A 12,369-nucleotide genomic window follows, 5' to 3' on the forward strand; every position below is an offset into this window, starting at 1 on the left:
GCCTTGGCGACGACCTGACGCACGCGACGACTATGACCGTGCTCGCGCAGCCAGCGGCCGACCTGGTTGGCATTGACCCCGCAATCGCGCGCCAGGCGCGACACCGAAGCGCCTGGCTGCAGGCACAGCGCCACCAACTCGGACTTCGCCGTCTCGTCGTACACACTGCGCCCGTCGCGCTTGTGCCCGACCACCAGCCGGCGCTTGAGCTCTTCCAGATCTTCCGTCACTACGTTCCCACGTTCGTCTACGTGGGAACGTACGTTGTCAGCTCACGGCCCGCAGCTCAAGGACGCGGTTCATTGACCGCTTACCACCGAACTGGTCAACCGCCAGGGAAAGATGGGCGGGCAGTTGCGGATTTGCTGGTCACGGTCCAAACAAAAAGGCCTGAACGTCACCGTTCAGGCCTTTCAAATTTGGTGGAGGCGGGGGGAATTGAACCCCCGTCCGCGAGCCATCCTCGTACAGTTCTACATGCGTAGCTGTCTGATTTGAATCTCGCCTGTCGGGTCGCGCAGCAGCACGCTACCCAACAAGCCAGCCCCCTAAATCTCATCTGTGCCCAAGGTGCCCGGACACAAACCAGCCTATGTGATTAACCTCTCAGTCATTGCCTTGCGGCGCAGACCCGGCCCATAGGCCAACCGTTGAGAGGCTCACGCGCAATTAAGCGGCGAGTGCGAACGTAGAGTCGTTTGCAGTTACTGTGTTTCCAGATGGATTTACGAGGTGACTGGTCCTCGGCATGCCCTGCGACGCATCAGAACCCACGTCGAAACCAGGTCGCCCCCATTGAAGCGTGCTGCCAGTATACGTCAGCCACCGCAGGCCGATGAGCGCTTGAGCCACAGCAGCAGATCTGCCGGCGCGTCAATGATCACATCCGCCCCCCAGGCGTCGATCGGCTCACCCTGCCCCAGGTAGCCCCAGCGCACCGCCACGGTGGGCATTCCCGCCGCGCGCCCCGCCAGAATGTCTCGCGCGTCGTCACCCACGTAGATGCAGTGCCGTGGATCCACGCCCGCCCGGCGTGCTGCTTCCAGCAGGGGCGCCGGATGCGGCTTCGCATGGCCGGTGGTGTCTCCACCCACCACGGCAGAAGCCACGTCACCCCAGCCCAGGCCGCGCGCCAGCGGCAACGCAAACCGCTCGATCTTGTTGGTGACAATGCCCCAGCTCAAGCCCGCATCAGCCAGGCCCGCCAGCATCTCGGGAATGCCGGCAAACGGCCGCGTGGCCTGCAGCAGCCGCGCCTCATAACGGTCGAAGAATTCGGTACGCAGCGCGGGAAACGCTTCGTCCTGCGGCGTGACACCAAAGGCCACACCCATCATGCCGCGCGCCCCCGCCCCCACCATGGGACGCAGCCGCTCAAACGGCACCTCGGGCAGGCCCCGCGCCAGCAGCATGTCATTCGTAGCGCCCGCCAGATCCGGCGCGCTGTCCACCAGGGTGCCATCCAGATCGAAAAGCACCGCTCGTATCTCAGTGGACAGTGAGGCCCCCACCGGGGTGTGCAGGAGCACGGTATTCACAGCGCCGACCTCATGAACGTCGCCCCCTTCAAAGGGGACAAGTGAAATCCCTGCAATCTGTGGGTCAGCATGACCTGACCCCTCATCCCGGTCGGCGGCAAGCCAGCATGTAGTTCACATCAGTGTCCGAACCCAGCTTGTAGCGCTGCGTCAGTGGGTTGAAGGTCAATCCCTTCGCGCCCTGCAGTTCCAGGCCAGCATCGCGGCACATCTGGCCCAGCTCGGAAGGTCGGATGAAACGGCCATATTCATGCGTGCCGGCTGGCAGCATGCGCAGCAGGTATTCCGCACCCACGATGGCCAGCATGAACGACTTGGCGTTGCGGTTCAGCGTGGACAGAAACACCCAGCCGCCCGGCTTCACCAGTTGCCCCAGTGCATTCACCACCGAGGCGGGATCGGGCACATGTTCCAGCATCTCCATGCAGGTGACCACGTCGTACTGACCCGGGCGCTGTGCTGCCAGGTCCTCCACCGCAATCTCCTGATAGGCGATGTTCTCGGTGCCCGCCTCCATCGCATGCAGCTCCGCCACACGCAGCGACTTCACCGCCAGGTCGATGCCCAGCACCTTGCCACCCTTGCGCGCCATGGCGTCGGCCAGGATGCCGCCGCCACAGCCCACATCCAGCACCTGTTTGCCGGCCAGCGGGCTGTACCCGTCAATCCAGTTCAGCCGTAGCGGGTTGATCTGGTGAAGGGGCTTGAATTCACTTTCGGTATCCCACCAACGGTGGGCCAGCTCGCTGAATTTCGCGAGTTCGTTTGCATCGACGTTCGCCATGGGTCGCAATGGTAGCTGAGGGAACCGCTGCATAACTCCCGCAAGCCGAGGCGGCCCTGATACGGATGCGCGGCCAGCGCGGGAGGGCAGGCACAAAAGAAAACCCCGCGGGCTTTGCAGCCAGCGGGGTTTCTGAATCGCTTCACAACCCGACCCTTGCGGGCCAGGAAGACAGGCGATTACTTGACGGCGCGGGTACCGACCACTTCGATTTCGACGCGGCGGTTCTTCGAGCGGCCTTCAGCGGTGGCGTTGTCAGCCACAGGCTGCTTTTCGCCCTTGCCTTCGGTGTAGACGCGGTTCTTTTCCAGGCCCTTGCTCACCAGGTAGGCCTTCACGGCATCAGCACGGCGAACCGACAGCTTCTGGTTGTACTCGTCGCTACCCACGCTGTCGGTGTGGCCGACGGCGATGATGACTTCGAGGTTGATGTCGCCGGTCTTGCCGGACAGATCATCCAGAGCCTGCTTCGCTTCCGGCTTCAGGACAGCCTTGTCGAAGTCGAAGAAAGCGTCAGCAGCGTAAGTGACCTTTTCGCTGGTGGGCTTCGGCGCCACGATCGGCACAGGCACAGGGGCCGGCGCAGGGGCAGGAGCCGGCGCTTCCGGCGTCGCTGCAGGAGCAGCTTCAACCTTCGGTGCAGCCTTCAGTGCGCCGTCGCAATCCTTGGCGGCAGTAGCCGGTGTCCAAAAGGCATCGCGCCAGCACAGCTCGTTGGTGCCGTTCTTCCAAACGGTGCCGTCCGTTGCACGCCAGTTGTCCACGGTCTGGGCCATTGCACCCGAGGTGGCCAAAGCGGCGACAGCGAAGAGCGACGCCACGCGGTTCAATTTCTTCATGATTCTCCTCTCAAGGAAAGCCGCAGTTGCCCTGCGAAATGTCCAATGTCGGAACTTAAAAACCTCAGCAGTAACCGCCGATCACGCGCACTACTCCACACGACCGAGGGTTTCTCCTAGGGACGAACCGATTGTGCCATAGGGCATCCAGACGATTTCATTCTCGCAAGGTGCACCGCGATCGATCACGAAGCTGTTGCGCAAGCACTACAAGCGGGCGCACTTACAATGCCGCTCTTCTGCTCAATCCAGAGGCCGGCGTTCCCATGCGCGCGGCCTGCCGCGCATGACCCAGTTCGCCAAGGAAACCCTGCCGATCAGCCTCGAAGAGGAGATGCGCCGCTCATACCTCGATTACGCCATGAGCGTGATCGTGGGGCGTGCCCTCCCCGATGCGCGTGACGGCCTCAAGCCAGTGCATCGGCGTGTGCTCTTCGCGATGCACGAGCTGAACAATGACTGGAACCGCCCCTACAAGAAGTCGGCGCGTATCGTCGGTGACGTCATTGGTAAATACCACCCGCACGGTGACAGCGCCGTGTACGACACCATCGTCCGTCTGGCGCAGGATTTCTCGCTGCGCCACATGCTGGTGGATGGCCAGGGCAATTTCGGCTCGGTGGACGGCGACAACGCCGCCGCCATGCGGTACACGGAAATCCGTCTGTCGAAGATCGCCCACGAAATGCTGGCCGATATCGACAAAGAAACCGTCGACTTCGGGCCCAACTATGACGGCAGCGAAAAAGAACCGCTGGTCCTGCCGGCACGCCTGCCCAACCTGCTGATCAACGGGTCATCCGGTATCGCGGTGGGCATGGCCACCAACATTCCGCCGCACAACCTGAATGAGGTGGTCGACGCCTGCATGCATGCGTTGAAGAACCCGGAGTGCCCCATCGAAGAATTGATGGAGATCATTCCTGCGCCCGACTTCCCCACCGCCGGCATCATCTACGGCCTGAGCGGCGTGCGTGAAGGCTACCGCACCGGTCGTGGCAAGGTGGTAATGCGCGCGAAGGTCCACTTCGAGGACATCGACCGCGGCCAGCGCCAGGCGATCATCGTTGACGAGATCCCCTACCAGGTCAACAAGAAGACGTTGCTGGAGCGCATTGCCGAGCTGGTCCAAGAGAAGAAGATCGAAGGCATCAGCCATATCCAGGACGAGTCCGACAAGTCCGGCATGCGCGTGGTGATCGAGCTCAAGCGCGGCGAAGTGCCGGAGGTGGTACTCAACAACCTCTACAAGCAGACGCAGCTGCAAGACAGCTTCGGCATCAACATGGTGGCGCTGATCGATGGTCAGCCCAAGCTGTGCAACCTGAAGGACCTGATCACGGTCTTCCTGGAGCACCGCCGTGAAGTTGTGACCCGCCGCACCGTCTACGAACTGCGCAAGGCGCGCGAGCGTGGCCACGTGCTGGAAGGCCTGGCCGTTGCGCTGGCCAACATCGACGAATTCATCAAGATCATCCGCGAGTCCCCCACCCCGCCGGTGGCCAAGGCCGAGCTGATGGCCCGCTCGTGGGATTCGTCGCTGGTGCGCGAGATGCTCACCCGCTCGGAGAACGAAGCCGTGGGCGGCGCCAACGCCTACCGTCCTGAAGGCCTGCCGGCCCAGTACGGCATGCAGGCGGACGGGCTCTATCGCCTGTCTGACGACCAGGCTGGCGAAATCCTGCAGATGCGTCTGCAACGCCTGACCGGCCTGGAGCAGGACAAGATCGTCGGCGAATACCGCGACGTGATGGCCCAGATCGCCGATCTGCTGGACATCCTCGCGACCCCATCCCGCGTGACCACCATCATCAGCGAAGAGCTGATCGCCGTGCGTCAGGAATTCGGCCAGACCAAGCTCGGCGCCCGCCGCAGCGTGATCGAACACAACGCCCAGGAACTGGGCACCGAAGACCTGATCACCCCCACCGACATGGTGGTGACGCTCTCGCACACCGGCTACATCAAGAGCCAGGCGCTGAGCGAATACCGCGCCCAGCGCCGCGGCGGCCGCGGCAAGCAGGCCACCGCCACGAAGGAAGACGACTGGATCGACCAGCTCTTCATCGCCAACACCCACGACTGGATGCTGTGCTTCAGCAACCGCGGCCGGGTCTACTGGCTGAAGGTCTGGGAAGTGCCACAGGGCTCGCGCAACGCGCGCGGCAAGCCCATCGTGAACATGTTCCCGCTGCAGCCGGAAGAGAAGATCAACGTGGTGCTGCCGCTGACGGGCGAGTTCCGCGTCTTCCCGGAAGACCACTTCATCTTCTTCGCCACCGCGCTGGGCACCGTCAAGAAGACCTCGCTGAAGGACTTCAGCAACCCGCGCAAGGCCGGCATCATCGCCGTGGACCTGGATGACGGCGATTACCTGATCGGCGCCGCGCTGACCGACGGCCAGCACGACGTGATGCTGTTCTCCGACGGCGGCAAGGCCGTGCGCTTCGACGAGGACGATGTCCGCCCGATGGGCCGCCAGGCCCGCGGTGTGCGCGGCATGATGCTGGAGCCCGATCAGCGCCTGATCGCCATGCTCGTGGCCGAGGACGAAAGCCAGAGCGTGCTGACCGCGACCGAAAACGGTTACGGCAAGCGCACGAGCATCGTGGAATACACGCGCCATGGCCGGGGTACCAAGGGCATGATTGCCATCCAGCAGAGCGAACGCAACGGCAAGGTCGTGGCTGCGACGTTGGTTCGCCCTGAGGATGAAATCATGCTCATCACGGATACCGGCGTGCTGGTGCGTACCCGCGTGTCGGAAATCCGCGAGCTGGGCCGCGCCACACAAGGCGTGACCCTGATTTCGCTGGACGAAGGCGCCAAGCTCTCGGGCCTGCAACGCATCGTCGAGAACGACGCCAATGAAACCACCGGCGATGGCAGCGATGTCCCGCCGACCGACACCGATGGCAACCCCGCCACGGGCGACACCTCCGAACCTGACGTGAAGGAATGACCTTGTTGCTGAAGTCCGTACAAGTCGGCGCCCTCGCCGCCGCCCTGCTGATCTCCCCCCTGGCGTTCGCCCAGAAGGCCGACACCTCGCCCGCCAAGCGCGAGCTGATCAACAAGGTGCTGAAGCTGCAACAGCCCGCCATCGAGCAACTGACGGTGGGCGTGCTGAGCCGTCCGGTGAACGATCTGGCGCAGAAGCTGATGCCCGCCATCCGCCGCCTGCCGGAAGACAAGCGCGAATCGACGGCCAAGTCCATTGACGCCTCCCTGCGCAAGTTCATGGAAGACAACAGCCCTGCGCTGATCGAAAAGGGCAAGCAGATCCAGGCCTCGACCATCGGCACAACGCTGGACGAGCGCTTCACCGAAGAAGAGCTGAAGCAACTGGTGGCCTGGCTGGAATCGCCGGTCAGCAAGAAGTTCGCTGAAGCCGCACCCGAGCTGCAGGCGGCCTACACCAAGAAGCTGATTGACGACAACGGCAAGGTGCTGGACGACAAGTTCAATGCACTGCAGGCCAATATCGCCAAGCAGCTGGGTCTGGACACGCCGCCGGCCGGCGCCGCTTCCGGTGCCAAGCCGGCCGCCAAGCCGACACCCGCCCCCACCCCTGCCCCCGCGCCGAAGAAGTAAGGAAGCGCGCTTCATGACCTCCACCCGCCGCCCTTTCAATTTCTCCCCCGGCCCTGCCGCAGTGCCTGAAGAGGTGCTGTCGCAGGTCGCCGCGGAGATGCTGGATTGGCAGGGCAGCGGAATGTGCGTCATGGAGATGAGTCACCGCGGCAAGGAATTCGGTGCCATCCACGAAGCAGCGGAACGCGACCTGCGTGAGCTGCTGCAGGTGCCATCCGACTTCCGCATCCTGTTCATGCAGGGTGGGGGCTTGGGTGAAAACGCCATCGTGCCAATGAATCTGTCGCGCGGTGGCGCGGTGGATGTCGTGGTCACCGGCTCATGGTCGCGCAAGAGCGCTGGCGAGGCACGCCGTTATGCGGACGTGCAGATCGCCGCAGACAGTGCCAACGCCGCCGGCCGCTACGAGGCACTCACCAGCCCCTCCGCCTGGAAGCTGCGGCCGGAGGCCTCGTACGTGCATGTCTGCACCAACGAGACCATCGACGGCCTGGAGTTCCACGACCTGCCGGACCTGCAAGCCCTGGGCAGCGATGCGCCACTGGCCATCGACTGTTCCTCCCACATCCTGTCGCGCACGGTGGACTGGCGCCGGGTGGGCCTGGCCTTCGCGGGTGCCCAGAAGAACATCGGCCCGGCCGGCCTCACGCTGGTCATCGTGCGCGACGACCTGCTGGGCCGTGCGCTGCCCATCTGCCCCTCGGCCTTCAACTACCAGACAGTGGCCGAGAACAACTCCATGTTCAACACCCCGCCGACGTTCGCCATCTATGTGGCCGGCCTGGTGTTCCAGTGGATCAAACGCTTCCAGTACGCCGGCAAGACCGGCCTGGCCGCGATCGAACAACGCAACATCGACAAGGCCGCCCTGCTCTACCAGGCGCTGGACGGCTCGTCGCTGTATGAGAACCGTGTCGCGCCCCAGGCGCGGTCGCGGATGAACGTTCCATTCTTCCTGCGCGACGAACGTCTGAATGACGACTTCCTGGCGGGTGCCAAGGCGCGCGGGCTGCTGCAACTCAAAGGCCACAAGTCGGTGGGCGGCATGCGGGCATCGATCTACAACGCGATGCCGATGGAGGGTGTCCAGGCTCTGGTGAGCTACCTCAAGGACTTCGAGACCCAACATGGCTGACGCCACCGATTCCTCCTCCACGCCCGTGCCGGTCGCCAGTCCGGAACTGCTGGTCCTGCGCGACCAGATCGACGCGCTGGACAGTCAACTCCTGGATCTGCTGAACAAGCGTGCCCATGTGGCCGAGCAGGTCGGCGAGATCAAGCGCCGCGACGGCACCCCGTTCTTCCGCCCGGACCGCGTCGCCCAGGTCATCGCCAAGATCAAGGCCAACAATCCCGGCCCGCTCAAGGGCGAGCATGTGGCGGCCATCTGGCGCGAGATCATGTCCGCCTGCCTGGCGCTGGAGTCGCCGCAGCGCGTGGCCGTGCTGGGCCCCTTCGGCACCTTCTGCGAGCAGGCCGCCATCGAGTACTTCGGCGGCGCCGCCGACCTGATCTACTGCAACAGCTTTGACGAGGTCTTCCACGCCACCGCCTCCGGCAGCGCCCAATACGGCGTGGTGGGCGTGGAGAACATGACCGAGGGCGTCGTGACGCGCTCGCTCGACCTCTTCCTGCACACCCCCACCCACCAGGTGGGCGAGGTCAGCCTGCTGATCCGCCACAACCTGCTGCGCAAGGAAAACTCGCTCGAGGGCGTTGAGGCCGTGCTGGCACACCCGCAGGCCCTGGCGCAGTGCCAGAACTGGCTCTCCAAGCACCTGCCCAACGCCGAGCGCCGTGCCGTCTCCAGCAATGCCGAGGGCGCGCGCCTGGCCGCCACCAATCCGGCCTGGGCTGCCATCGCCAGTGAACGCGCCGCGCCGCTGTTCGGCCTGCACATCGTGGCCCATGCGGTCCAGGACGAGGCCTACAACCGCACGCGCTTTGCCGTGATCACCCTGCCGCAGACCATGGCCATGCCGCCGGCCAGCGGGCGGGACTGCACCAGCCTGGTCGTGTCGGTGCACAACCGCCCGGGTGCCATGCATGACCTGCTGGTTCCGCTCAAGAATCACGGCGTGTCCATGACACGCCTGGAATCACGCCCGGCACGGACCGGCCAGTGGGAGTATTACTTCTACATTGACCTGGACGGACATCCGTCACAGCCCCACGTGGCGGCGGCTTTGGCCGAACTGCGTGAGCTGTGCGCGTTCTTCAAGGTCATCGGTGCCTATCCCCTGAAGACCTGAACCGGTCAGCAGGGAATCAAGGCAACAGGGCAGCACAATCTGGATGGCTAGACGGCAAACAGGACAGGCAACACAGCAGGGAGCTCGGTGGATGGCACATGGGATGCCACCGTCATGAGCAACTCAGCCGACAGGGTCGGCGACAAGGCGGCTGGCAAGGCCGCCAGTAAAACAGGTAGCAAGGCGGGTAAAAAAGCGGTGTCTGCGACGTTCAATCAACTAGGTGTGATCGGGTGTGGCCTGATGGGCGGCTCGTTTGCACTCGCCATGAAAAAAGCCGGGCTGGTTCGCCGGGTGGTGGGCTACAGCAAGTCGCCCTCCACCACGGAGACGGCACGGCGCATGGGCGTGATCGATCTGGCCGCAGAGTCAGCACTGCTGGCGGTCTCGGGTTCGGACATCGTGTTGCTGGCCGTGCCGGTGTCGGCCACCGAGTCCACCCTCAAGGCCATCCGCCACCTGATCCACAGCGAAGTGCTGCTGATGGATGTGGGGTCGACCAAGGGGGACGTGGTGGATGCCGCCCGCCGCGCCCTGGGCAAGCAGTTGCCAACCTTCGTGCCCGCGCACCCCATCGCGGGCAAGGAAAACGCAGGCGTGCAGCACGCCGATGCCAACCTCTACCAGGGCCGCCAGGTCATCCTGACCCCGCTGGAACAGACTCGCCCTGAGATGGTGCAAAAGGCCACGGACCTCTGGTCCGCCCTGGGTTGCCAGGTGCTCAAGATGGCACCGCACAACCATGACGCGGCCTTTGCTGCCGTCAGCCACCTGCCGCATCTGCTGGCCTACGCCTACTTCAACGCCGTCTCCAAACAGCCCTCCGGCCGCGACTTCCTCAGCCTGGCTGGCCCCGGCTTCCGCGATTTCACCCGCATCGCCGCCAGCGACCCCACCATCTGGCGGGACATCCTGATCGCCAACAAGGCCGAACTTCTGTCCCAGACCCAGAAGTTCCGCGAAGCACTGGACACGCTGGAGCAGGCCATCCAGAAGGGCGACAACTCCGGGCTGGAAGCCATCATTCGACAGGCCGCCGAAGGCCGGTCGCAGTGGCAGCTGAGCACCCCACCGGTCCCGCCGAAGTCAAAGTAGTTCTCTCGGGAAGGCCGCTTGGCCTCCTGCAGCCCGACAATGGGCGCTGAACCACCCGCTCACGCCGTCCGATAGGCTCCGCCATGTACAAGACCGCCTTCCTCGACCTGCCGCCGCTGCGTGGCGCCGCCGGTACCGTCAGCCTGCCCGGCTCCAAGAGTATTTCCAACCGCGTCCTGCTCCTGGCCGGTCTCTCGGAAGGGGAGACCTTGGTGCACGACCTGCTGGATTCGGACGACACCAAGGTCATGGTGGCCGCGCTGCGCGAGCTGGGCTGCGTGCTCAACCACCGCGAGGATGGCGTGCTGGCCGTCACCGGCATCGGTGGCCGCCTGCGCAACCGGGAGGCCAAGCTCTTCCTGGGCAATGCCGGCACGGCCATGCGCCCGCTGACGGCCGCATTGGCGTTGCTGGCCGCCACCCAGGGCGGCCGCTTTGAACTCTCCGGCGTGCCGCGCATGCATGAGCGCCCGATTGGCGACCTGGTGGACGCCCTGCGCGCCCTGGGCTGCCCTATCGACTGCCTGGGCCAGGAGGGCTATCCGCCCCTGCGCCTGAACGGCCCGGCCTCGCTCAGCCTGGAAGCGCCGGTCCGGGTGCGTGGCGACGTCTCCAGCCAATTTCTCACCGCCTTGCTGCTGGCCCTGCCGCTGGTGGCCGGGGCGTCCAACGCCTCCAGCCACCACCCCGGCCGCGACATCGTCATCGAGGTCACCGGCGAGCTCATCTCCAAGCCCTACGTGCAGATCACCCTGGATCTGCTGGCCCGCTTCGGCGTGCATGTCCAGCGCGATGACCATTGGCAGCGCTTCGTGATCCCGGCGGGCAGCCGCTACGCCTCCCCGGGCGCCGTGCATGTCGAGGGCGACGCCTCCTCCGCCTCTTACTTCGTGGCATTGGGCGCCATCGCCGCCGACAACGCGCCGATCCGCATTGAAGGCGTGGGCGCGAGTTCCGTGCAGGGGGACGTCCGTTTTGTGGATGCTGCCCAGGCCATGGGCGCGGCCGTGACCATGGGCCCGAACTGGCTGGAAGTGCGCCGCGGTGCCTGGCCGCTGCGTGCGCTGGACCTGGATTGCAACCACATCCCGGACGCCGCCATGACCCTGGCCGTCATGGCGTTGTATGCCGACGGCCCGACCACCCTGCGCAACATCGCTTCCTGGCGTGTCAAGGAAACCGACCGCATTGCCGCCATGGCCACCGAATTGCGCAAGCTGGGCGCCCAGGTCGAGGAGGGTCCGGATTGGCTGCGTGTGCACCCGCTCCAGCATTGGACGCCCGCCGCCATCCATACCTATGACGATCACCGGGTCGCCATGTGCTTCTCCCTGGCCGCCTTCAACGGTCTGATCGCCGGGCGTGGCGAGAACGCAGTGCCGGTCCGCATCCTGGACCCGCAGTGCGTGGCCAAGACCTTTCCGGACTACTTCGAGACGTTGTTCAGCGTGGTCCAGGCCCGCCCGGCCGACATCCCCGTCATCACCATCGACGGCCCGACGGCCTCCGGCAAGGGCACACTGACCGACGAAGTGGCCCGCGCGCTCGGCTACGGCGTACTGGATTCCGGCTCCCTCTACCGCGTCACCGGCCTGGCCGCGCACCGCGCCGGCCTGGACCTGAACAACGGCGACGCCGTGGCCGCCCTGGTCCCCACCCTGGACCTGCGCTTTGAAGAAGGCCGCGTGCTGCTGGACGACGAAGACGTCAGCAATGAACTGCGCCAGGAGGCCACCGGGCTGATGGCGTCCCAGGTGGGCGCGCACCCGCCGGTGCGCCAGGCGCTGCACCAGCTGCAGCTGGATTTCCGCCGCCTGCCCGGCCTGGTGGCCGACGGCCGCGACATGGGCACGGCCATCTTCCCGGAGGCGGCGCTCAAGGTCTTCCTCACGGCCAGCGCGGCAACGCGCGCCGAGCGCCGGCATAACCAATTGATTTCCAAAGGAATCCCGGCTAACATCGCCGCCTTGCGCGCGGACTTGGAAGCGCGTGACGCCCGTGACAAAGGTCGCAGTGCGTCACCGCTGCAGGCAGCTGCGGACGCGATCGAGCTGGACAACTCCACCCAATCCATTGAGGCTTCAAAGGATCTGGTGTTGAGCTGGTGGCAGACGAAGCGCCCGTTCCCTCACTGAACCCGGCCCGTTCGCAAACAGGAGCGTCACTCCTCCCTCCGGGTACTTGTCAACAGGTGCCCAGGACGCCAGATCTTCTGCGCCAGTCTTTTGGGGGTGACGTGTTCAACAACCTAACCCGCAAGTCCGCTT

The 12,369-nt window shown here is 64.9% G+C and carries 10 protein-coding genes and 1 other RNA gene; 6 read left to right on the forward strand and 5 right to left on the reverse strand.

What is annotated here, in order from left to right; genetic code table 11:
* The 5 genes from BMY53_RS16595 to ompA form a co-directional block, all read right to left on the reverse strand.
* A partial coding sequence (locus BMY53_RS16595) for a transposase (protein WP_143074110.1) occupies window positions 1-230 on the reverse strand: 230 nt, incomplete at its 3' end.
* Window positions 231-420: 190 nt separating this feature from the next.
* Window positions 421-794, reverse strand: a transfer-messenger RNA (tmRNA) gene (gene ssrA / locus BMY53_RS16600).
* Between the two features lie 24 nt (window positions 795-818).
* On the reverse strand, window positions 819-1,538 hold the full coding sequence (gene gph, locus BMY53_RS16605) for a phosphoglycolate phosphatase (protein ID WP_255370247.1): 720 nt from the start codon (window positions 1,536-1,538) through the stop codon (window positions 819-821).
* 82 nt (window positions 1,539-1,620) lie between these two features.
* Window positions 1,621-2,322: a bifunctional 2-polyprenyl-6-hydroxyphenol methylase/3-demethylubiquinol 3-O-methyltransferase UbiG gene (ubiG, locus tag BMY53_RS16610; protein WP_092947619.1), complete on the reverse strand. Its 702-nt coding sequence runs from the start codon at window positions 2,320-2,322 to the stop codon at window positions 1,621-1,623.
* A gap of 179 nt (window positions 2,323-2,501) precedes the next feature.
* Complete coding sequence (ompA, locus tag BMY53_RS16615; protein WP_092947620.1) at window positions 2,502-3,161, reverse strand: outer membrane protein OmpA; 660 nt, start codon at window positions 3,159-3,161, stop codon at window positions 2,502-2,504.
* Window positions 3,162-3,447: 286 nt separating this feature from the next.
* Here ompA and gyrA point away from each other — a divergent pair, with 286 nt between their 5' ends.
* From gyrA to BMY53_RS16645, 6 genes are all read left to right on the forward strand, one after another.
* Entirely contained in the window at window positions 3,448-6,123 is a 2,676-nt protein-coding gene (gene gyrA / locus BMY53_RS16620) for a DNA gyrase subunit A (RefSeq protein WP_092947621.1), read from the forward strand.
* Complete coding sequence (locus tag BMY53_RS16625) at window positions 6,120-6,755, forward strand: DUF2059 domain-containing protein (protein ID WP_092947622.1); 636 nt, start codon at window positions 6,120-6,122, stop codon at window positions 6,753-6,755. The genes gyrA and BMY53_RS16625 overlap by 4 nt, the downstream gene beginning before the upstream one ends.
* 13 nt (window positions 6,756-6,768) lie before the next feature.
* Window positions 6,769-7,890: a 3-phosphoserine/phosphohydroxythreonine transaminase gene (serC, locus tag BMY53_RS16630; RefSeq protein ID WP_092947623.1), complete on the forward strand. Its 1,122-nt coding sequence runs from the start codon at window positions 6,769-6,771 to the stop codon at window positions 7,888-7,890.
* The gene (gene pheA / locus BMY53_RS16635) at window positions 7,883-9,007 is read left to right on the forward strand and encodes a prephenate dehydratase (protein ID WP_092947624.1); all 1,125 of its coding nucleotides are present in this window, start codon (window positions 7,883-7,885) and stop codon (window positions 9,005-9,007) included. The genes serC and pheA overlap by 8 nt, the downstream gene beginning before the upstream one ends.
* Window positions 9,008-9,121: 114 nt before the next feature.
* Window positions 9,122-10,102, forward strand: coding sequence for a prephenate dehydrogenase (locus BMY53_RS16640; protein ID WP_092947775.1), 981 nt, complete (start codon window positions 9,122-9,124; stop codon window positions 10,100-10,102).
* A gap of 83 nt (window positions 10,103-10,185) precedes the next feature.
* Window positions 10,186-12,237, forward strand: coding sequence for a bifunctional 3-phosphoshikimate 1-carboxyvinyltransferase/cytidylate kinase (locus tag BMY53_RS16645; RefSeq protein WP_092947625.1), 2,052 nt, complete (start codon window positions 10,186-10,188; stop codon window positions 12,235-12,237).
* The last annotated feature ends 132 nt before the right edge of the window (window positions 12,238-12,369 follow it).

It is taken from the genome of Roseateles sp. YR242 (assembly GCF_900109745.1).
Lineage (GTDB): Bacteria > Pseudomonadota > Gammaproteobacteria > Burkholderiales > Burkholderiaceae_C > Roseateles.